The organism is Candidatus Nitrososphaera sp. 86-2 (genome assembly GCF_056726185.1).
In genome coordinates, this window is sequence record NZ_JBWZON010000001.1 from 2,382,884 (window position 1) to 2,404,087 (window position 21,204).

Annotated in this window: 23 protein-coding genes; 11 read left to right on the forward strand and 12 right to left on the reverse strand. The window is 50.6% G+C overall.

What is annotated here, in order from left to right; all coding sequences use genetic code 11:
• Positions 1-33: 33 nt before the first annotated feature.
• A complete protein-coding gene (locus ACYOR7_RS13975; RefSeq protein WP_479914340.1) occupies positions 34-1,269 on the forward strand; it encodes a cation:proton antiporter domain-containing protein in 1,236 nt (411 codons plus the stop codon).
• A gap of 94 nt (positions 1,270-1,363) precedes the next feature.
• On the opposite strand, the gene ACYOR7_RS13980 is transcribed toward ACYOR7_RS13975, so the two are convergent.
• On the reverse strand, positions 1,364-1,795 hold the full coding sequence (locus ACYOR7_RS13980; RefSeq protein WP_479914341.1) for a hypothetical protein: 432 nt from the start codon (positions 1,793-1,795) through the stop codon (positions 1,364-1,366).
• 154 nt (positions 1,796-1,949) lie between these two features.
• Entirely contained in the window at positions 1,950-3,482 is a 1,533-nt protein-coding gene (locus ACYOR7_RS13985) for an MCP four helix bundle domain-containing protein (protein WP_479914342.1), read from the reverse strand.
• A gap of 117 nt (positions 3,483-3,599) precedes the next feature.
• Here ACYOR7_RS13985 and ACYOR7_RS13990 point away from each other — a divergent pair, with 117 nt between their 5' ends.
• Complete coding sequence (locus ACYOR7_RS13990) at positions 3,600-4,295, forward strand: RAD55 family ATPase (RefSeq protein ID WP_479914343.1); 696 nt, start codon at positions 3,600-3,602, stop codon at positions 4,293-4,295.
• A gap of 89 nt (positions 4,296-4,384) precedes the next feature.
• Here ACYOR7_RS13990 and ACYOR7_RS13995 read toward each other — a convergent pair whose 3' ends face one another.
• Positions 4,385-4,579, reverse strand: a complete 195-nt coding sequence (locus ACYOR7_RS13995; protein WP_479914344.1) for a hypothetical protein — start codon at positions 4,577-4,579, stop codon at positions 4,385-4,387.
• Positions 4,580-5,088: 509 nt separating this feature from the next.
• Between ACYOR7_RS13995 and ACYOR7_RS14000 the strand changes: the two genes are divergently transcribed.
• Complete coding sequence (locus tag ACYOR7_RS14000; protein ID WP_479914345.1) at positions 5,089-5,820, forward strand: MEDS domain-containing protein; 732 nt, start codon at positions 5,089-5,091, stop codon at positions 5,818-5,820.
• Positions 5,821-6,595: 775 nt separating this feature from the next.
• Here ACYOR7_RS14000 and ACYOR7_RS14005 read toward each other — a convergent pair.
• Complete coding sequence (locus ACYOR7_RS14005) at positions 6,596-6,775, reverse strand: hypothetical protein (protein WP_479914346.1); 180 nt, start codon at positions 6,773-6,775, stop codon at positions 6,596-6,598.
• A 180-nt stretch (positions 6,776-6,955) separates the two neighbouring features.
• Between ACYOR7_RS14005 and ACYOR7_RS14010 the strand changes: the two genes are divergently transcribed.
• Both ACYOR7_RS14010 and ACYOR7_RS14015 read left to right on the forward strand, forming a co-directional pair.
• Positions 6,956-7,513, forward strand: a complete 558-nt coding sequence (locus ACYOR7_RS14010) for a hypothetical protein (RefSeq protein ID WP_479914347.1) — start codon at positions 6,956-6,958, stop codon at positions 7,511-7,513.
• Between the two features lie 152 nt (positions 7,514-7,665).
• On the forward strand, positions 7,666-7,821 hold the full coding sequence (locus ACYOR7_RS14015) for a hypothetical protein (RefSeq protein WP_158384970.1): 156 nt from the start codon (positions 7,666-7,668) through the stop codon (positions 7,819-7,821).
• Positions 7,822-7,853: 32 nt separating this feature from the next.
• Here the strand turns inward: ACYOR7_RS14015 and ACYOR7_RS14020 are convergent, their stop codons facing one another.
• The 4 genes from ACYOR7_RS14020 to ACYOR7_RS14035 all read right to left on the reverse strand — a co-directional run bounded on the left by ACYOR7_RS14020 (position 7,854) and on the right by ACYOR7_RS14035 (position 12,438).
• On the reverse strand, positions 7,854-9,989 hold the full coding sequence (locus tag ACYOR7_RS14020; RefSeq protein ID WP_479914348.1) for a hypothetical protein: 2,136 nt from the start codon (positions 9,987-9,989) through the stop codon (positions 7,854-7,856).
• A 194-nt stretch (positions 9,990-10,183) separates the two neighbouring features.
• The gene (gene uppS, locus ACYOR7_RS14025; protein WP_479914349.1) at positions 10,184-11,005 is read right to left on the reverse strand and encodes a polyprenyl diphosphate synthase; all 822 of its coding nucleotides are present in this window, start codon (positions 11,003-11,005) and stop codon (positions 10,184-10,186) included.
• Positions 11,006-11,498: 493 nt separating this feature from the next.
• Positions 11,499-12,221 carry a HEPN domain-containing protein gene (locus tag ACYOR7_RS14030; RefSeq protein WP_479914350.1) on the reverse strand — a complete coding sequence of 241 codons (723 nt, stop codon included), beginning with the start codon at positions 12,219-12,221 and terminating at the stop codon, positions 11,499-11,501.
• The gene (locus tag ACYOR7_RS14035) at positions 12,208-12,438 is read right to left on the reverse strand and encodes a hypothetical protein (RefSeq protein ID WP_479914351.1); all 231 of its coding nucleotides are present in this window, start codon (positions 12,436-12,438) and stop codon (positions 12,208-12,210) included. Before ACYOR7_RS14035 ends, ACYOR7_RS14030 begins: the two co-directional genes overlap by 14 nt.
• 268 nt (positions 12,439-12,706) lie before the next feature.
• Here ACYOR7_RS14035 and ACYOR7_RS14040 point away from each other — a divergent pair, with 268 nt between their 5' ends.
• A complete protein-coding gene (locus ACYOR7_RS14040; RefSeq protein ID WP_479914352.1) occupies positions 12,707-13,672 on the forward strand; it encodes a hypothetical protein in 966 nt (321 codons plus the stop codon).
• Between the two features lie 150 nt (positions 13,673-13,822).
• Here ACYOR7_RS14040 and murI read toward each other — a convergent pair whose 3' ends face one another.
• Both murI and ACYOR7_RS14050 read right to left on the reverse strand, forming a co-directional pair.
• On the reverse strand, positions 13,823-14,623 hold the full coding sequence (gene murI / locus ACYOR7_RS14045; RefSeq protein WP_294808274.1) for a glutamate racemase: 801 nt from the start codon (positions 14,621-14,623) through the stop codon (positions 13,823-13,825).
• Between the two features lie 144 nt (positions 14,624-14,767).
• Positions 14,768-14,965, reverse strand: coding sequence for a hypothetical protein (locus ACYOR7_RS14050; protein WP_479914353.1), 198 nt, complete (start codon positions 14,963-14,965; stop codon positions 14,768-14,770).
• A gap of 284 nt (positions 14,966-15,249) precedes the next feature.
• Between ACYOR7_RS14050 and ACYOR7_RS14055 the strand changes: the two genes are divergently transcribed.
• The 3 genes from ACYOR7_RS14055 (at position 15,250) to ACYOR7_RS14065 (ending at position 18,141) form a co-directional block, all read left to right on the forward strand.
• Positions 15,250-16,656, forward strand: a complete 1,407-nt coding sequence (locus ACYOR7_RS14055) for a polysaccharide deacetylase family protein (RefSeq protein ID WP_479914354.1) — start codon at positions 15,250-15,252, stop codon at positions 16,654-16,656.
• A 213-nt stretch (positions 16,657-16,869) separates the two neighbouring features.
• A complete protein-coding gene (locus ACYOR7_RS14060) occupies positions 16,870-17,082 on the forward strand; it encodes a hypothetical protein (protein ID WP_479914355.1) in 213 nt (70 codons plus the stop codon).
• A gap of 474 nt (positions 17,083-17,556) precedes the next feature.
• Entirely contained in the window at positions 17,557-18,141 is a 585-nt protein-coding gene (locus ACYOR7_RS14065) for a hypothetical protein (protein ID WP_479914356.1), read from the forward strand.
• On the opposite strand, the gene ACYOR7_RS14070 is transcribed toward ACYOR7_RS14065, so the two are convergent.
• Positions 18,138-18,611: a hypothetical protein gene (locus ACYOR7_RS14070; protein WP_479914357.1), complete on the reverse strand. Its 474-nt coding sequence runs from the start codon at positions 18,609-18,611 to the stop codon at positions 18,138-18,140. The genes ACYOR7_RS14065 and ACYOR7_RS14070 overlap by 4 nt on opposite strands.
• Before the next feature lie 19 nt (positions 18,612-18,630).
• Positions 18,631-19,263, reverse strand: a complete 633-nt coding sequence (locus ACYOR7_RS14075) for a hypothetical protein (protein WP_479914358.1) — start codon at positions 19,261-19,263, stop codon at positions 18,631-18,633.
• Between the two features lie 11 nt (positions 19,264-19,274).
• On the opposite strand from ACYOR7_RS14075, the gene ACYOR7_RS14080 reads away from it, so the two are divergent.
• Both ACYOR7_RS14080 and ACYOR7_RS14085 read left to right on the forward strand, forming a co-directional pair.
• The gene (locus tag ACYOR7_RS14080; RefSeq protein WP_294804965.1) at positions 19,275-19,565 is read left to right on the forward strand and encodes a hypothetical protein; all 291 of its coding nucleotides are present in this window, start codon (positions 19,275-19,277) and stop codon (positions 19,563-19,565) included.
• 189 nt (positions 19,566-19,754) lie between these two features.
• The gene (locus ACYOR7_RS14085) at positions 19,755-21,188 is read left to right on the forward strand and encodes a hypothetical protein (protein WP_479914359.1); all 1,434 of its coding nucleotides are present in this window, start codon (positions 19,755-19,757) and stop codon (positions 21,186-21,188) included.
• Positions 21,189-21,204 lie beyond the last annotated feature (16 nt).

The following is a 21,204-nucleotide window of genomic DNA, read 5'->3' on the forward strand; positions in this document are numbered from 1 at the left end:
CTTTTAACCTATGCTGCCTACTACGTAATTGCGATGGTGGCAGAAGCGGCGCAGGTTATACAGGATTTTGCAATCGTGATGGTCATCGCTTCTGTCATGGCCCTTGTCTTTTACAAGATAAAGCAGCCGATGGTCATAGGCTACATTGCGGCAGGGATGCTTATCGGTCCGTACACTCCGCCGTTTTCACTTATCTCCCACCCCGAAGTCGTCAACCTCCTCGCTGAAATAGGAATAGTCCTTCTTCTGTTCGTCGTCGGCTTGGAATACCCGATAGCCAAGCTGCGGTCTGTCGGCAAAAAAGCGCTCGTGATAGCGATGACGGAAGCCTTTGGCACGTTGGCGCTGGGGTACTTTGTCGGCCAGGCGATGGGATTGGCGTTGTTTGACAGCCTGTTTCTGGCCCTTTCAATCTCCGTCACGAGCACGGTAATAGTGATGCGCGTGCTCGAAGAGCTCGGCATGCTACAGGACAAGGCGTCGGTCCTCCTCCTTGGCGTTGCAGTAATCGAGGACATTATCATAGTCTCAATACTTGCCGTGCTGCAGTCCGTCGCGTCGACCGGCAGCCTCTCGATACAGGAAATAGGAATATCTGTCGGGCTCGTGCTGGCTTTTATCGGCGGCGCATTGTTCATCGGGTCAAAGACGGTGCCCAAGTTCGTAGACCTTGTCGGCCGTACCAACCACCACGACTTGGTGATAGTGGCCGTTCTGGGAGTCGCGTTTGGCCTGTCGTTCATCGCAAACGAGATAGGCATATCCGTCGCAGCCGGCGCCTTTTTTGCCGGCGTGCTCGTTGCAGAATCCAAGTCCCACGCGGTGGCCCGGGTCCTGTCGATGCCTCTGCGCGACATGTTTGCCGCCCTGTTCTTTGTCTCAGTGGGCGCGCTCATGGACATCTCGCTGCTTCCGCTGTTCATCGTGCCCGCACTGATACTGATTGCCACGTCGTTTGCGGCAAAATTCCTGACTGTATACTTTTCCGCCAAGTTGCTGCGCACGGACAAAAAGACGTCGATGAAGGCCGGCTTTGCACTGTCTGCGTCTGGAGGCGAGCTGGCGCTCGTGACTGCAAAGGGCGGCGCGGACGTCGGGGCGACAAGTGCGTTCATTCTTCCCATGGTCGGGACGATGACCATAATCACCACATTTCTTTCGCCCTACGTCATCAAGTTCGGCTGGAAGCTGGCAAATTCCTTAAAGGAAGAAAAAGAGAAAAAAGAAGAAGAAAAGAAGAAGCAAGACGACTTGCCTCCTTCATCCTAGCCCAAGAGCTTTTCTTGTTATTATGATATGTGTATGGATCTCTTGAGGGAGAATGACTGGCTGACAGAAAAAAAAGTCTGTGTTCAAAAAAGGTTCAGTTGTGAAGCAACTGGCGAAGCATAGTGTTGCTCTCAGCTTGCAACTCGGCTTCTTCGCGCCAATCGTCAACGTAAATTACTGCAAGATGGTGGGCAACCTCTTCTCTCGTGTGGTCACGCATCAGGTGCTGGCGCATACTTTCCGGCGCATAAGAGCGATTGCATATGTAGCATGATGGGCCCTTGATGGATTTGGCTTTGTGCCCATCCAGCACCTGATTGATTCTTGCCGCAACAATTTCTGCGCTGTCGCCCAGCATTTCTTCAAGGTAATTTGTAAACTCTCCTCTGTATCTGACAAGGGAGTTCAAATCCATCCCGTACCTCTCTTGGATGTAATTTAGGATCACCCTTCTTGATTCCTTTCCTACAAGCGCTAAAGCCTCTTCAATGACTTCTAGTGTCGCGCCGTTGTTGTCAGAGGACACGTATTTGAAAAATGAGTTTCTCATATAAGTATTTTGATGCACCATGTAACGGCAGCAGATTATCATTTACTTCATTTCCAATCAATATAGAAAAAATATGTTTTTTTGTTTTGTAGAGCTATTATTATTGTCGTTGTTAGATATTGTGTTTTCTTTACCTTATGAATGCGTTGCAAATGGTCGCAATAGCCTCTACCTCGTTTTGAGGATGCGCATTTTCATTAATCAAGATAATGATTCTTGATTTTGGATATGGCGAAACTTCGTCAGATACGCTTTGAACTAGCGAGAACACCTTTGCGAATCCAAGTTTGTGAATCAGTTCAGTAATGTTATCCAAGATTATTACCGAGTTTGGGTTTTCCCGTAAAGTGCGCTTGATTGCTTCTAGTATCAGCGATGTCTGGCTGATCGATATTATCAAAAGCCCATCTTCCGATGTTGTAATAGGGTCTTGGGATGATGATGAAAGGATGTAGATTGCCGCACCAGATCTGCGCCCAAGTGAATACAAATTGCTGGTTCTTTTCGTTATCAAAACCAGATTAGTGGCAGTAGTCTTTTTCCCGCCCGTAGTAGTAGATGATGATGTCGACGACGGCTGCTGGCCGGTAGTTGTAGTGGCAAGGTAATGGTCAAGCAGCGAATCTGCCACTGTCGTTTTTGATTTTTGACCTTCAGATGGCTGTTGGCGGTTCTCTTCTTTCAATTCCTTATATTGGCTAAAATGCAGCAGTATCATTGGCCCCTTTTCCAACAGTTCTGCCACTTGCTGCTGCAGCATCAGGTCTGTTGAGGATGTATCATTATTGTTGCCGTTATTATCATTATTATCGAGTGAGCCAACAGCAGTAGTAGTAGAAGGGATTGTCTCTGCACCCATTTTCTGTACTTCGCTGTTGGCCGTTGTTGCCGTCACCTGTAGTGGCATTTTGGTACTGCTGCCTTTTGAAATGAATTTCTCGATCTTCTTTCTTGCTTCTTGCTGTAATTCATCGACAGATGGGGCCAGTCTCTTGGAGATGAGGAGAGCCGCCGCAACTCCAAAGGCTATGGAAGAGCCCGACGCGATAACCCCAAATAGATATGCCTGCTTGGCGACCGACTGGGATTCGTCGTACATTATAAATGCCAAGTTGTTGTTCAAATCTACAACCTTGCTATAGGTTGTTGCCAGCCTTGAAAACTTGTCTGCGGCAATAGTGTTGGAATAGATGGTTGCATTTTCTCTCAGCCCTTCATTGGATAAAGTGATAATCCTGTTCTTTGCTTGCTGATAATCACGCCAATCGTTGTTTACTTGGGCAAGCAGGGAATGCTCGTACGATGTCAGGTTGCCCATCCCACGATGCTGGAGAATGTCTGTCTGCATTGGAAAGTCGTCTATCTCTTTGTACTCTATGAGAGTCTTTAGAAAGTTGCCTTCATTTTGATTTATTTGCTGCAAAATTCCCTGTCTTTCTTGTTCATTGGATGTGGCGATAAACTGATCCATATTCAACCTCATATCCACCAATTCCTTCTGTCCGTCAGATAGATTACTGATAATAGTCACGGTTCCGAGATAGATGTTGGATATGCTCTGCTCCAGCTTTGAAAGGGAGATGAATGATATGGCAGACAAGAGCGAAGCAGGAACTAGCGAAATTATGACAAAGGATAAGACAAGCAATGTCTTAGTCTGCATCTAAAATATACTTGCTTCGTTTCGACACTTCCGACTAAAAAGTGCTTGTTTCAGGAGAGCCTTTGAATTTGGAATAAGAGAGTATAAAAATGCCTTGCGGGTCGATAATAGATCATATTGTCAAATGCATCGTTGGCAAAAACCTGGATCCCCGGATTTGATAATTTGATAGGAGGCGGGTTTCCCCGCTCGAGCTTTATAATACTTGCAGGCCATCCCGGGACAGGCAAGTCTACTTTTGCAATCCAGTTCTTGTTGAATGGCGCCACCATGGCAAAGGAAGCAGGCGTTTACGCCTCCTTTCTTGAACGCGAAGAAATTTTCATCCGTAATATGTCAAAGAGCTATGGTTTCGATTTCAAAAAACCTATGGAGGAAAACGTACTTCGTTTCCTAGAATTCACGCCGCTGGCATCAGAAGCAGTGTCAGACACGCTGAATAAAATAGTCAAGACGGTCATGGAAACTGGGGCCAAGAGGCTGGTGATAGATTCCTTGAACGCGCTTTTTGCAGAAATCCCGCCTGCAGAACAGCGAAGGATTCTAGAGATCGTTCTTAACCGAATAATAAAAGACCAGGGGTGTACTGTCGTTGCCATACTGGAACAGAGTATCGGCAAAACCGAGATTGGTTTTGGGATCGAGGAATTTGTTGCAGATGGGCTGGTAATCTTTGAATCCTACATTGAGAGCCACGAAGCAAAGAAAAGGGCAATGATCAGAAAGCTGCGTGGCACCCAGCATAGCTCCAGATATCAGACCATTCTTTTGAATCCAAAAGAAGGAATTTCGTTTATACAGCTAGCCGGGTAGAAGGTACGTATATGCGTATACGCGTGTACCTGTCATGGCGTATATGCACACATACGCAAGATCTGCATTCGCTGACACGTTTTAGCGTGCTACTGGAATGATAGCGAAATGCCGCGCTTTTTGTCGACTTCGACGATGAACTTTTCATTACTCATGACCGGCACCGAAGAAACTATCTGGCTGCCGCATGACAGGCATTTTGACTCGTAGCGCTCGCCTAGAATCGACGCACACCAGTAGCAATTATCGCAGATTAGGAAATGGATGACATCGGTTATTCTCATGCTGCGAGATCTTTTCTGTTCCTGCAATGTGGCATTATTATTATTCTTGTTATGATGATGATTATACGTATTGCAATTATTTCTGAATTCGTATAATGAAGAGTTAATCTTGGAAATTATTATTTCTGCACTATCTCCAAGAGTCTCGCGCAGATAATTTTCAAATTCGTCTTTGTACTCTACGATTAACTTCGTGTCCATACCGTATCGCACGTTCAAGTAATCAAGGATAACCTGTTTTGATCCTTTTCCAGTCAGTTCAAGAGCTGATTTAATGATGTCTAGAATTTGGGAATTGTCGTAGTCCTGAGGCATCGCACGCCATTATTTTAATTCACCATATTTAAAGATCATGTGTACAAGTGATGCGAACAAGATTCTCGTAGCAGCCAGGTAATCGTGAACGTTTATAAGATCTCCGAGTGAGTTTCACCTCAACTATCTTTATGCTACGTCAAACGCACTCGTTATGTTTACTTCAACGGTCCGAGTATGTTCGCCTTTACAATATGGTTGGCAGGTACCTTGCGGAGGGATACGCGGTGATTTATGCTGCAGAGCCTGACTTGGACAAGGTCCTAGAACGAATGTCAAGAGCCGGCATTGACGTTGAACGGTATGTCAAGAGCGGTACACTACAGGTAGTGACAAAAGATTCGATCTATGTTACTGACGATGAAAAAAACCTCATTTCCTCAAAATCACTAGAATCTTGGCAAAATACTATTTCAAGGATAATGAATGATACTGGGGCCAAGGGTGCTCTGGCAGTAGGCAGCGTGGATGCTTTTATCCAGGACGGTCAGCAAGAGCGCGTCCAAGAATATGAAGAAAATATTGGCAAAAGATTTCCAACTATGATTGAGGCTGTATGCTGCTACAATGCGGATTCGCTTTCAGACACATCCGTAAGTGCGCTAATCGCCATTCTAAATGCCCATGAATATACTATTCATGACGATGCGAGATATTCCGAATGGAAAGGCGATAAATTACAAAGCATACTGACTTCTGCATTCAATAAAGTACTTGGTTCTACGACTTCTGATTTGATGTTAAAGACTCTAAAGTCAATTTACAAGATAGATGAGAAAGCAATCATTTCCGATCCAGAAATTTTAGAGAATGCCGTAAGCAAATTCTTTAAAGATTCGTCGCCTGCCATCTTGGCGGCCGTCCTAAAAGATCTAAAGGCTGAAATAGCATTCTATCGCCAAGCGCCCGCTGTGTCAGCAAGCTGATAAAACTTGCTTGATCTTGCGTACAAAAAAACACGCACACGTCATGAATGATGATGATGATGATGATAATGTATAATTAATAATAAAATAAACGCCAACTGGCTTTCGAAGACATGTGGCTTTCCCTTCGAAACTGCCTCCAAGGGTCCTGGCAGCTCCGTGGTTTGCCCCTGTAAGGTGCATTTGGACTATCTCCCACCCCTTCGGGTGGTAGACCACCTTTTCCAGCATCTTGCAGGCACTGCTTTTTAACCTAGGCCCAGCAGGCCTTTACCTGCTGCGCGGCGCCGAACAGTGCATCGGTCTTCTTTTTCGGCCAGTTGGCTGTCTCTCTTTTGCAGAAATTAGCCTTAAGGCTTTCTGTCATTATCTTTAGTTTAAATGAAACGTCGGACGCACACGCAACCCATCAAAGTCTATTTTTTATTTTACAAGGCCCAGCTATAATGATTATGTGTGCGCTGCTATATCCGGCCTGACAGAGATGCAATTTACCGCAGAATTCTTGCACTCTGGGCAAATAGTTGGCTTCCAGTTTGCAACAATGCCGGAGGCAGACCAGTAGCATGACGGGCAGAGCAAAAAGTTCAGCTGGCGGAGTTGTGACTGTTGTTCGACGCTTGGCTGTATCTGCATAGATTCCATAATTCGGCCCCTAGACGCTTCTGTTTCTATAAAAAGAGCTCAAGAAATAAAAGACTTTTGCAATTGTCGAGAGAGCGCCGGCTCGATTGGCAGCGCAAAACATCGCATGTAGCCTTGCACATTATTATTACTATCCAGCCGGCTTGAAACTTGCATCGTCGCCGGAATGATGCTGCAAACAGTACCATCTGGTCCTTTCCTCCAGCCTCTGCAGCACTTGGCTTGCCTGCTCAGGCGTGACAAGCCCGGAATCAAGATAGGTCCTCATCATAAAGAAGATGGCGCCTTCCAAAGCAGCTGATTCGCTCATGTATGCTAATCATGCTCCTAAAGCTCGCTATTATAGAAACGTATACCGGTCAAAATGCAAAACAATCACGATTTAATAAGGTCAACCACCAACTTTTTCGAAAGCCAAACGCGGGATTTCCGGCCAGCCGGCGCCTCTTAATTTAACACATAATTACAAGATCTTCTAATAATAAAGAAAGTGATCGAGGAACAGCACCACATAGTGTCGCCGTATTCTATGCTGACTCTGCTTGTGCCAATAGCCGGCCTCGTCTTTGCGCTTGTCTACGGAAACCTGCTTGTCCTCAACTATGTGCACGTTATAACTGGAGGTACGTGGACCGGCATTGACCTTTTCATGGGTCTTGTGATGAGCAGGGTGATGAAGGGGTTGGAGCCGCAGGCAAGGACGCAGGTGATAAAAAAGCTGGTGCCTGTCATGCTCTTTCTCATGCCGTCCCTTGCGTCAGTGGCGATAACCTCCGGCATAAACATGGCCGGCAGGCTGGGCCTTTTGACGCTGGAATCGCCCACCATAATCGCGGCCATAGTCATCGTGATAATCCTCTCCGTCCAGGGCTTTGGGATGATAATGCCGACCGAGGCCAGAGTCTATCTGGAGCTCCGCAAAAAAGAGCCCGACCGGGACAAGATAATCAAATGGGGCATGAGAAACATCAAGCTGGCCGGGAGCCAGGGGATATTCCAAGTGGCGCTCATATTCGTGATGGCAAACCTGGCGCTTGGCATCGTGTGAGATATTTAAATTAAAAATAACGCTTGTCCTGATTTTTCCTGCAAGCAAAAGCCACTTGCTTGACGCCAGTAGCCACTTTCCACTAACTTTATTTAACCCCCTGCGCTCGTTCTATTCGAGTCTTCTATGTTTAGGGATGCGAGGGACAGTATGTGAGCTACTCTGACAACCGTAACGAGGTGTTCATATCAAAGCGGAGAATCGACACAACTAGCAATTATGTCATCGAGCAAACAGACGTCAGCCTGAAAAGCAAGGATCTCTCGATCGATGAGTTGATAAAGAAGGCAAAAGAAGCCGTGCATTAACCCCTGCTTTTTTCAGCTTCGCTACCCGAGAGTTAGCCTTGCAGAATGTCACTCAGCTTTGGAAGAGAAAAGTCTCGATCGCCGTTTCTGTGTCCGCGACTATTGTTATCGCCGTCGTCATGTTGCCTGCCGCCGCCTCTGCTGTCGCGTTCACTGTGCTGGCCTTTATCGTCATTATCATTTCCTGAACTGCTGTCCTGCCCATTGTCACGTTCGTGGTGATGTCCGTTGTGCTGGCCGTCGTCACCACCCCCATTATTATTATCATCATCCTCCTCGCGATTATTATTATTATCATCTGCCGACAAATGCCGGCCTCCGTTGTCTTCCTCCTCTTCCTCATCAACCGCTTGGTTGCCACCATCATCCACTGTCGGTCCTTGCTCATCTCCACCACCACTATTGTTATTGCCCGCTGCCGCCTGCTTGTCGCTGCCGCCACTATTGCTACTATCCTGCGTCACCGCCTGTTCCTGCGTCGTCTGTATCTCTGCGTTAGAGGAAAGGGTAGTAGTAGTGTTAGCAGCAGCGGGTACGCTGGCCGTAGTATCATTTACGGATGGTACAAAGGCGGGCACGCTGGCAATTGCAGTCGCGTTTTCAGGTGCTGTCGCCTCTGCTGCAATCTCGCCACCACTACCCTTCTCATCTCCTCCTTGTCCTTCTGGAGGCATCAGCCCGTTGGCAATGTCCTCCCTCAAGTAGAACATCACCTTCTCGTTCTGGTTAAAACGTCCATCTTTGAGCTCGTCCATAAAATCCTCGAACGAAACGTCGGTCCCAAACTGCTTTGCAAAGCTGCTGTCTCTCTCAAAGAGGTCGATTGTAAAGAGGTTTGGTGGCGGGTTTGGCGGTGGGAGGAATATGGTGACGTTCCTGAACACGGGATCAAACGTCCCGTCAAGCGGCTTTGACAGCTGCTGCATGTCCTCGTCGGATAGCGTTTTTCCCCTAAGCGACGGGTCGAGTATCATCATGTCCGCCCCGTTTACCATGATGTGGCCCGGGATATACGAATGGATGGCCCGCAGCGACAAGTCGCCTGTGAGGTTCTCGCTTCCGTCCGGGTTTTCTTCGTGCTCACTTGGCGCCGGGTCAGGCAGCGGCTCCCCAAAGGTGTCCTGGTAAGCCTTTGCCACCATCTGCAGGTAGACCTGCACTACCTGCTCCCTTGCGTCTTCTGGCTTCATCATTTTGTCTATCACTAGGTCGAGGTACATCTTGCCGAGCTTTACCGCCACTGTATGCAGCGCGATGTTCTCGCTGTTCCTCGGCTCGCCTCCAAGGATTATCTGGTCCTCGCCGTGGTCAAGGACCGTGCTGAGGTTCAGCCTCTCGTCCTCTATGCTTCCCGGGTTTGGCCCGTCGCGGATGGTGTTGTAGAGGTCGTGCGATACCAGCTGCAATACCCCCAGATCTTCAAGCGTGACCCTGTCGCCCTTGTTGTAGACGCCCACGAGGTTCACAGACGTGCCGTTATCTGGTATCGTGACGTCGCGCGTTACGCTCCTGTCGTTGACGTTGTCCTGCCAGTGGTTGAAGATGGTGCTTATCGGGGCGACTCCAAAGGTCGAGGGGCCTCCTTCGCCGAGGGGGACGCCTTCTGCATTCTGGTTCCCGACGGTCACCTCATACGTCCTGCTCGATGCGCCGGTAAACGAAAAGGGCGTCAGTCCAGAGGCCACGGTCTGTATGCCCGACCTGACGGTCGTCCACATGTGGAGCTCTTCGCCGTTAGCCGTCACCGCACTCACTGTGAGGTTTGGAGGCGTGGAGACCTTTTTGAAAAAGGCCACCAGCGTAGTATCTTTGGAAAGCAGCACTGCCTTGATGTTGCTCTTGCTGCCATCCTGCCAATGGTCAAACGCGTAGCTCTGGCTGTTGCTCACCTTGATGGTAAATATCGTGCCAGCCTGTCCTGCGGCTGTCTGAGGAGCAAACCCCGACTTGACCATGTCCGGGTTGGATGACCGGATTTCCACCAACACGTTGACTGGATTGCCGTCCGGCAGGGAAAACGCGTTTATGGTGAGGTTCTCCGATTCTGCTGCTTGTGCCGTGCCTATTATCAGCGGATACGCCGCATAGCCTGTCAGCAACAACAGGATTGCAAGCGTGCATCCTGTCGCCGCCCTCGTACTTGAATTATTGGTATTATTAGTGCTCATATACCCCTGCGAAACAGGAGAAAGATACCTTAAAGAGATTATGGAAGGCCAAGTCCAACACATGTTATCTATAAATATTATGTGAGAAAAATGTGCGTCGTTGCTACAAGATCTGATGCGATGTCTTGTCATGGCATCGCATACGAGATAGATGCAACGATAGGTGAAAGCGATAGTGCAGAACGGCTGAACTTCTATTTTCCGTACCGGCGCACCCTGCGCTGGTACGTCCTGATGGCGCGCATCAGGTCTATCTTGCGGAACTCCGGCCAGAAAACGTCCATGAACATGAGCTCACTGTATGCGCTCTGCCATATCAAAAACCCGCTCAGGCGCTTTTCTCCCGATGTCCTCAGGATGAGGTCCGGCGACGACTGGGGCAGGTGCGACGTGTAGAGGCACGCCTCTATCGTCTTTTCGTTGATGTCCTCCACCTTAATCTCGCCGTTCTTGGCCATGACTGCAATCTTTTTCACGGCATCCACAAGCTCCTTCTGGCCACCATACGCGACTGCGATGTTGAGGAACATCTTTTCGTACTCGGCAGTCGCCTCCTCCAGCCTGCTCAGTATCTCCTGCAGGCTGCGAGGGAGCCTGTGCTTGTCGCCGATGGCCTTTATCTTCATCTGCCGGCTGTGCACCCTCTTGTCGTTGTACAGCCTATTCAGCTTGACTTCGAGCAGCTTGTAGATGTTCTCAAGCTCCTCGTCGTTGCGCTCCAGGTTTTCGTTTGAAAGGATGTAGAGCGTGGTTATCCTGACTCCGATGTCGTGTATCCAGTTGAGCAGGTCCTCGGCCCTGTCGGCGCCATACGCATGGCCCTTTTCCGTGTCGAGAAAGTGGTAGCGGGCCCACCTCCTGTTGCCGTCCAGGATTATCGCGACATGGTTTGGCAAGGGCTGACTCAAAATCTCATTTTCAAGCCTACGCTCGTAGTATGAGTAGATGCGGCTTGCGTGGAGCAGGGTGTCCATGACCGCCCTGCCTCCCCTGTCAAAATCCTCGCTGAGGCCCATCTACACCTGTGTGATTCTGTGCAACTATATTTCAATATTCAGGAGAATTGAACCATAACCGACGAAAGGTCAGATGCTTGCACGGCCCGCCCAATGCACGGCTTGCGGGCCGGCGCACCTTTTTTGCTAGTTTCCTCGATTCACGTCACGTTTCAGCTGCTATCAACAGCACGACTGAAAGCCTCTCCATCCCTCGCAGGCAGCACGGTTGCAACTGGCCCGCATCTCGCACCATTGTGCAAGCGCTGACCCATGCCGCCCACATAGCCAGTATGTTGTTATCTCCCTCCTCCCGCTCTTTTTCTTCTTGTTTCCTGCGTCACCTGCATCTGCTTCAGCAATTTTCCTCATCATTCGTCTTGCTGGCCGAGGTTCTGGGCTTTCGTTTCGCATCCCTTGCTTGCTGTGTCGTTTAATGAAGGCGCTAGTCAGCTTTGTGGACGCTTCTATTGATTCTGCATTAACCTACCAAAATCTTGGTTCTGTTTAATCTTCAGGTGTTATTTTCAGTTGTTGAATTTCCGTTGGCGAAGTATGGAATCAACTTTTGATCAAGCAATCTCAACATTTCTGGAGTATAATCTAGATACTCTTTTACCATATCAAGTAGTTTATTGCAAGAATCACGGATAATATTTTGGTTCAAAGTCTTTAGGTTGGTATAGTTGTATTCACCTAGCGGATACCTTGATACACTATCAATTCTTTCAAAACATCTAGGCAAAAATATCCAAAGACCATGCATCCGAGAAACATTGTCTTTTACTCGTGGTTCGGCTTTGATGATTTGATATGATTTATGGTATGCGGCAATCATTTCATGATACCTTGACACATGATATTCTTGTTTGGTATTGGATACTCTCTCAACGAAGTTAAGTGCAGTTTCTATCTCGGTTGATGTCATAGTACCATCTTTCTCTCTTCTTTTCTTATCCTCGTCAAGAAGATGCCACCAAAGGTCATGGGTGGATGCCCTATTATTATGCCCCAGTTTCTTAGATCGCAATTCACCTTCAACCTCCGTAGCATCTCTTTTCCTTAGCTCGATCTCTGTATATGCCAGAATAGCCTTGGTGCATTTCTCATAACTTTGTTCGAGATAGAACAAACATTGTGGCAATAGCGCGTTTTGCGCCAGTATTTTCGCAGCTTCATAATCTTGTTCTGCCGCATCGTAAAGCATACTTGGAAACAGGGATCTACTCTTGCCCATTTGTTGTGGTCTTATTTCCAGCTTTTGGTACTGCTGTATTTAGCAATTCCTTCCAGCCTATAATCTGGAATCCTGCCGCATTAGCGGGTGTCTTTCCGTCAAGGGCTATGTGCGGCTTTACAAAATTGTACTGTATCCTGTTGCCTTCTGCAAGCGGCGTTTTCTTCGTTTTCCATCCATGCTGAACCTTTACTCTTTCTCTGAGCGTTCCATTCATGCGCTCAATCCTGTTATTCGTCTGGCGCTTGGCATTTTGAAATACGTTCAGCCTGAACTGTACGCTCTCAACGAATACGTGTACACGGTATCGGGAGCGAGGCCATGAGCGTTTGCCGCTTGTGAGTGTAGATCGAGTAGTTGAGTCAACATTAAAGTGGTTACTGATATTCCGCGCTATTGCTATAGAGGGCAAGTTATTCTACAGGGTGCCCTGAAAATGGCCATGTACCTTTTACCATCCACGGCAGAGAATAAGCCGAGGGACAATGTTAAAGGGCATAAGAGATCTTTTTGATAAAAGAAACGATGAAGATGAGAAGGATGATGACGACCATCACGACCGCCACCATTATCCTCCTGCGCCGCCACCGCCGCAGCCTGCAAGTGGAATAGGCGGAGATGCAACAGATCCCTTTGGCCTTGCGAAACTAAACCCGACAAAGGCTGGCGGAGTAGAATGGTACTCGAAATTCAACAACGGCCACACGCGTACACTTGACGATGGAACCGACCCGTACGATCCGTGGCTTGACTTTTCTCATGGAGAGGGCGAGTACGAGATAGACGGTGAAGGCAAACTGACGGCCACGGGCTCCTACGTGCGCATCTACGTTGTGTCGCCGGATCACGAGAGGGAATGGGACGAGAACCTGGAGATAACCGGCGTCCTCACAAGAGTGAGCGAATTTGGCGACGAAGAAGACTCGTATATTCAGATCTTTTGCCGCACAAACCATGGCATAGATTACGATGAAGACGAATCCCTGAACGATGACAGGGGATACGGCGCCATCTTTCTCTACGACGGAGAGTGGTCTTTTGAAAAGGAGACTGCACACCACCTAGACAACGGCTATGCATCTGCAGAGGATTGTGGCGAGTTTCCACTTGGCGACTCATTTCCTGAGGACACGCCGGTGCCCTTTAAGTACATAATACGGAATAACCGTGCAAACACGTACACGACCCTGGAACTCTGGCTGGGCAACAGTGAATCCGCTGACGGAAAGCCTTGGAAAAAAGTTACGTCGTATACCGACACCGGCAACAACTGGGGCCATGGCTGCGACGCCTGCAGCTCTGGAGTCAATCCTGGGTTGAGACTGACCAGGCATCTCGTGCTTCCAAGCAGCCCTTCCGGCAAGCCCTTCTTGTCCGTTTACTTTAGAAATGAAGAGGGCACCGTCATATACGAGAAATTGTCCGTCCGGGAAATCGACCCGCTTCCATGACGCTTGATGAGACTATGTTGTACCGGTACCTCCCATCTTCCAGAGGAAGACATCCTGTTGCCTTCTACCAGGGGTGTTTTTATGGTTTTCCGGCCGCGCCGCATCATTACCCTTTCTCTGAGCGTGCCGTTCGTGCGCTCGAAAATATCGTTAAAACGTCAAAAACACTTCTTCCACGGGTTCTCTCACGCCCATCGCGCGGATTGACTTTTCAAACTCGCGCTTGCCGTCCGAGACTAGGATCTGCAACCTGCCGCTGCCGCTCTTTTTGGCCATCCTGTAAAAGTTCAAAAACTTTCTCACGTCTTTGGCGACCATCTGCGCAGGGTCGACGAACCTGACGGTGGGCAGGAGCGCGTTGAGGTAAGTTTTCACGAACGGCAGGTGCGTGCTTGAAAGTGTCATGACGTCTATCTTTTCGTCCACGCCGTCGCCAAGCACCCTAGACACCACGTCAAACGTCCTGCGCTCGTTTTCAAGATGCACGCCATTTTCCACGAGCTCTATTATGGGCGACGCGTTGAACTTTGTCACGAGTATGTGCTGCGGCACCTCTCGCCGTATCTGGTTCTCAAGCTCCTTGCTGTTTACGGTCCCCGCGCTTGCCATTATTCCGATGTGTTTTTTCTTGGTCAGCCTGACGGCCTCCTTGAGGGGCGGCCGGACGCCTATCACTGGCATTTCCCCTACCCTTTTTTTGACCTCTTCGAGTACCTGCACGCTCGGCGTGTTTGACGCCATGACAACGAGCTTGGGCTTGTAGCGCTTTAGGTAGTTTATAGTGCTTGCAGTTATCTCCAAGAGCTGCTGGTGCGACTTGTTGCCGTAGGGAAAGTGCGCCCTGTCAGCAAAGTACAGCAGGTCTTCTGCCGGCACTGCCTTTTTCAGCTCGCGTATTATGGAAAGCGAGCCTATGCCAGAGTCGAAAACCGCTACGGGATTGTTGGTCAACAGGATTTGTTCGTCAGGTGGGGTTATTAATGTAGGTTCTCATTGCGCTAGGTCCGAATGCCGGCCACCTTTTTTGCAAGCACCTCTATCCTGTACGACCTTTTCACTCTCACCACGAGCATGGACTTTTCGTCTAGGCCACAGTCAAACAGCGTATGTCCGAGTCGTCATAGCGGCCAATGATGTAGTGCAGCCTGCCAAGGAACGTCTCGTGGTTTTTTTTGCAAGCGACATCATGACGAGCCTCTGCGTTATCACACCTTCAATCCCGTGAGGCCCTGGCAGTCTCGTGCTGGGCCGGGCCTTCCATTCCACTATCGACCCGTCCTGTACTAGAAACACCGCAAGGACGTTCTCATGCAGCCTGGCTATTGCATTGCATATCTCTTTTTGCTGTATGGTGTATATACCCTGATCTCGGCTTTCTGGGGTATAGATAAGATTTTTCCCAGATCTATATGAAATTCTACTAGAGCCGGGTGTGGGAAACCTCTCTGCTGATTTCCCTACTGGTGAACAATATACAGTTATCCGCGGCATAATAATAACAAGAAAACATGCCTCCTAGACCTATTTTTGGCAGCCTTGCTCATTTTTCAAGAACTCTCAAATCCGCGTCTTTCCGTGTGCTTGGTTCACGACGCCCGCTTGCCTTTGCAGTGTTATTGTCTGCAATGCTTGCCATGAGCGCGGCCATGCCCGGCGCGTTTGCACAGGGGCCTGCCTCCAAGGCTATCGACAGGACAGGAAACGTCGTGCACGCTGTTGCCAGCGCAGGCGAGCCCGCAGCCGACATTGTCCGGATACAGGACAGAAGCGACGACGACAACAATAACAGACACCACAATGGCGGCGACGACGACGGCAACCATGGCGAACGCGACAGTAGTAGCAGCAGCGGCAGACACCATCACCGTGGTGGTGATGATAACAATAATGATGACAGCGGGGGCGGCAGCAACGGCGAAAGAGGAGGGGGAGGTGGCGGCGACCGCTGCAACTGCATAGTGATGCGCCTGGACGACGTACAGGATGAATGGGTGAGAGACGTGCAGCTTGCCGTCCTGGACAAACTGATCTCCGAGCAGGTCCACACCTCGACTGCAATTATAATGAATGAATTCGGCAACGACTCGGCGATAGTATCGAAGGTCCGCGAAGGCGGGGACGCAGGGTTATTCGAGTACGTTATCCACGGCTGGGACCACGTCGACTACTCTACCCTTTCCTTCGAAGAGCAGAAAAGCACGCTGATGCAGGCCAAGGCCAAGCTCGCAGACGTGCTTGGCACTGATTCGGATGTCTTTGCCACGCCCTACAACAACTTTAACGAGGACACGCTAAACGCCATGGACCAGCTAGGCATGAACATCATAAGCTCCGACGAGACGGACCTCTTTCCGGCGGCGCCCAGAGAGTCGCCGCTATTTCCAGGCATTGCGCACATGCCGCAGACGATAAATTTTGCGGACCAGGTCGGAGAGGTGAAGATCCTCCGCCCTCTTGGCGAAATAATGTCTGCCATCCGCACGGACATACAGGACAAGGGTTATGCGGTTCTCACCCTGCACCCGCAGGACTTTACAAAATACAAGGGTACAGAGGTGCAGAACGAGGTCAACTCAGTGGCAATGACCGAGCTGGATCAGTTTATCAAGACTGCCCGAGTCGAGGGGTTCTCTTTCGCGGGGTTCCAGCAGGCACTTGACAACAACCACCCCGACCTGTCGACCGTGCCTGACATGTCAAACCCGTACGAAAGGATACTGACTCCGGGCAACGGCACGTCGTTCCCGGCAAACTCGACGGTTACAGTCACCGGCAGGGCGCTTGACGACACGGGAATAGAGTCGGTGGAGGTAAGGACTACGGATTCCTCGTACCGCGCCGCATCCGCCGACAACGACTTTGAGGAGTGGACGAAAACCATCCGGATGCCGTCAGAGCCCGGAAGCACCGACATCATTGCCAAGGCGACCGACAATGCGGGAAAACAAACTTGGACCCAGATAACAGTCCACGTCACGGCATAGCGCAATGACCTTTCGGCTGTGATGCCTGCTCTCTCGATGCAACTGCGGCTCGCGCAAGCTTTCGATGCGGCCATGCCTACACAAGCGCCTTTTGGGCCCCTTTGCAGTGGAAAGCCTCTGTGGTTTTGTTCTATTTTTCGCTGGTACGGGACAATGCACCTAATATTCACGCTATACTTTGATATACTCAACCATCCGCCTCTATCGTAGACAATGCCGACGACAAGATCGCCGCGGGACGTCCGGGTCAGGGCCATGCTGGCGGAGCATGGCATCGAGAGGCGGTTTCTGTCGATGCTGACCGAACCGCAGGCGCGGGATCTCTTGGAGTGCATCCTGTTTCTCAAAGAAAAGCACAAGCACCTGATTCATGTCCTGCCGGCTCGTCATCGTTATCATCATAACGCGGTAGACTGTTGCAATTAATCCCCCGCGCTGTCTCTAACATTCTCTGTAGTGCCAATCGAAAGACCATTTAAATATTAGGCTAACCTAATTAGGCTTGCCTAATTTCCAGGAAGTCTGGCATATTGGCATCTACCAGCAAGTCTCAAATCACCTCCCGCCCAGCAAAAACATTCACGCTTCAGCTGGGCGGGCCTAACCCTTCTCTTCATTTACAAGGCTTGATGGCGGGTTCGACTAGAAGAGAGAGATCTCGATGATGTGCCAAATATGCATACATAATTTCACCTAGAGCATTATCATAGGGAATTCTTCTCAAATATTGTTGCAGATCAAGTCCAGTTTCTTTTGTATGCAGGACTGGACCTATGTTTTGTGTACGCAAGGGCAATCACGACAACGCTGGCCAGCGTGGTTGCTGCAATTATTATTGTCATCAATAATCTGCCAGCTGCATATGCTTGCAGAGCTCCCGAGCAGCACATGAACGTTTTCGTGGTCACTGATGACACAGGGTGTTCTGCAGAGCTGATAAAAAAGGGGATGCTGCTTCCAGACCTTGAAGGCAACAAGCAATATTTTCCAAAGGATTATGATGTGACATGCTTTGATGGGCTGGTCAAAAAAGATGCAAACACCTTCCAGTACATAGAGCAGGTGACGGTGCCTGCGCTTCGCAAGGCCGCACAGGAAAAGGCGGGAAATATCGAAGAGCTTTACATCTTTGTGTACCAGCAATCGCTTGAAAAGCAGTTTACGGATTACATTTCCATGCGCTTTGGAGCCGACCGCGCAAGCGCGGTAGACGGCTGGGCAAACGTCTCTGAAAATACGGCGTTCTCGCCTGTGTGGGCGGCCACGATATACCACGAAGGAAGGCACCTTGCAATACATGGCACCTGGCACGATGACGCAGGCAGGCTCCTTCCAAACAACCGGATAAGCTACTATCCCGGCTTCGGCCCAAGCCAGGATGCCGGGGCAGGGCTGCTAAAGTTTCTCAACATCCGTCCTGCCAGCTTGCCTATTTGCGGCAGCAGCATTATTCATTATAATTCTCCTACTGCCCTGAACAGCTAAAGATCGTTTTTCCTTATCCTGTCAATCATCGTCCCCGGCTTGACGTCCTGCACCGCCAGAAACTCGACTGCGTCTACGAACGCGTACTGCGCAAGCACGTCAAACTTTTGCGGCTTGGTTATGTCCTGCCAGCCGAACTTGATGTACGTGCGCCCGTCGTGCGTCTCTTTGAACTTGTGCAGGGACGCGAGGCTTGAAAACGACCTGTAGATGACATAGTTTATCTGCGCCGGGTTCATGGAAAGCGGGTATGCGATGAACTCGTACTTGGCAGAGTGCTCTACGAACGCCGCGTGAAACACCGGCAAATCGCCGTGCATCTCCATGACCCTCGACCAGCCCTTCTCGGCGTTGTGCCGCGAGTCAAATATCGGCGCCACAACGTCCTGCCGCTCGTCTCCGAAATAGCCCATGCCGAGAAACTCGGAGAACCTGACCACCGGAGCGCGAGGCCCTTCTTCCTGCAACACGCGCAAAAACGCACTTTCGCTATATATTGCTACTTTGCTGCTGCGTCCGTCCCTTGAACCACACATACACCGGTATCAGCGGGTGTGAGCCAAGCTCCTGTTCGCTTTTCCTGTTGTAGCATACCATCACCATCCTGCCCAGAAGTGAGCCCCGGATGTCGGCCGTCAGCTCGCCCTCCTTCAGCGGCCCGTACAGGACAAAGAAGTAGTCCTGCCGGTAGAATGCGACGTGCTGCGCAAAGCAGTCAGAGATGATTGCCGGATCGCCTGCGAGCCTGCCTGCACCGCTCTTTTTCTCCACCGCAAGCTGGAGTCCGCGGTTTAGGTACTTGCTCCTGATGTATTCAGAGTCGAGCTTGCCTGCAGAGCTGTTGAGGTAACTGTCTATATCAATTGACACCTGCCTTGCCGTACGCTGGGCAAGCCCCGCCGCCTCGGCAACCTCCTCTTCATGCCTGACGCCGGCCGACCTGCCGTACAGGTACATGACGCACGCAAGCTCGCCCTTTTCGATGAACGGGAAGCCCCTCCTGCCTGCGACAAACTCGGAGATGCGCTCTGAAACGTCGTCTGGGAGCACCATTGCCATGTGCGAGTCGGCTACTATCACGACTCCTGACCGGGACACTAACACGTTTATAGTCCTAACCACGATTCAGAGCCATGTCTCAGATAGATGGCACTAAAAAGGTCTATGTGATTGTGCACGGCCAGCGCAACTTGGCAGAGCCGGTGAAGGCAAAGCTGGCGGCCGCGGGTTTCAAGAACGCCGAGATGGCGTCCTTGGACAAGGCCGGCAACACCGGCGAGTACGTCGCCATGCTGTGGCCGCCGATGGCGGCAAAGGAGATCATGGTGAGCGTCATAACCGGTCCTGCCGAGCCGGGCAATAGCCGCGGCATGGGCGCGTGGGGCTCTGTGGCCACCAAGGAAGTAATGCGCCTGCCGCTCTGACGCAAAAAAGAAGAAGAGGCCCGCCGAATCCCTCCGCCCAGATGGGCGCGGCATCCGCCGTTTGCGCAAGAATGAGACAGTCCTGCCCGCGTTCGCAGAGCGTGGCGAAAAGTTCCGGTATTTCATGCGCCGTTGACGTGTTCATTGATATACATTACATGTATCCGGCAATCGGAACGCAGAGAGCATATGGGCCGCAAAAACAGGGGAAGAGAAAACCCACCGAGACATTCTAGAAGCAGAGCAACAGGCCGCCGATCCGGCACCGTCGGCCAAATAATCGGGCTAGGCCCCAATGACACCCACAAGCGGCTCGTTTTTGCTGCCGCCCTGTCTGCAATGCTGCTTGCATTGCCTTTTCTTTCTGCAGGTACCGCTTCTGCGTTACAAGAAGACAAAACCGCGCCTTCGATAACAATAGATCCGTCTACAGGCGACAAGAGCGGCCTTGCCGCATCTGACATGGCGATAATAATAAACGGCCAGGCGTCATCGTCGGGCTCTTATGGCAACAATAATGATAGCAGCAAGATAAAGCTCGTCGAAGTCAGGACGGAAAACACCCCGTACGAGCCTGCAAAGCCCGCCTCGCCCGGCGACTGGTCGGCATGGACATACTACTACCGCATGCTGCAGCCAGGAATCCATGAAATACTGGCGCGCGTGATTGACGACGATGGAAGCCGCCAGTGGTACGTCATGCCAATACAGGTTTCCGAGGTGCCAAGTCAGATGACCGCCGCGCCTGTGGCAAACCCTTCTCCACCCACCTCGCCTTCATTATCATCACCCCCAGCAATAACAACAGACAAGTTTGGCGTCGCCGAGCTTTACCCCACAGCCGCCGGCGGGCTGGAATGGTCGTCAAGCTGGGACAATGGCAATCCACGGACAATAGGCAACGAAGTCGACCCTGACGACAGCTGGTTTGACACGGACCATGGCGAGAGCACCTACACCGTCGACGGCACGGGCACGCTGACTGCTTCGGGCAACTATACCAGGATGTACGTGCACGACCCTGCCAACGTGAGGCAGTGGTCGGAGAACCTAGAGATAACGGTGTACGTAAAGAGGGTGAACGAGACGCAGCTTGTGGACTATTCCGGGCCGGAGCTGTTTGCACGGACCAACCACGGTACGAACGCCGACGAAAACATCAACCTCTGCGACGACAGGGGCTACGGCGGCGTGGCGCTGGACAATGGCAAGTGGGCGTTTGTCAAAGAAATAGCCCACCACTTGCCAAACGGCTACACCGAGGTGGCGCCCAAACAACCTTGGAGCGAGCTTCCAAAGGACACATGGGTGGGCATAAAGTACGTCCTGCGCAACATGGACAACGACACCAAGGTAAAGCTGGAGCTGTACCGGGACATGACTTTCGGCGCAAACGGCGGCAAATGGGAGAACATGACCGAGTTCGTGGACGACGGCACAAACTTTGGGGTCGGCATGGAGCCGTGCAAATCCCTCGTGGACCCCGCGCTGCAGCTCATACACTCGTACGTAGACGCCAGCAGCGAGTCGAAAAAGCCGATGCTTTCGGTCTACATAAGAAGCGAGTTTGCAACGATGGGCTTCTCCAACTTTACAATCCGGGAGATAAACCCGCTCCCGTGAGCGCGTCGTCGCCTCT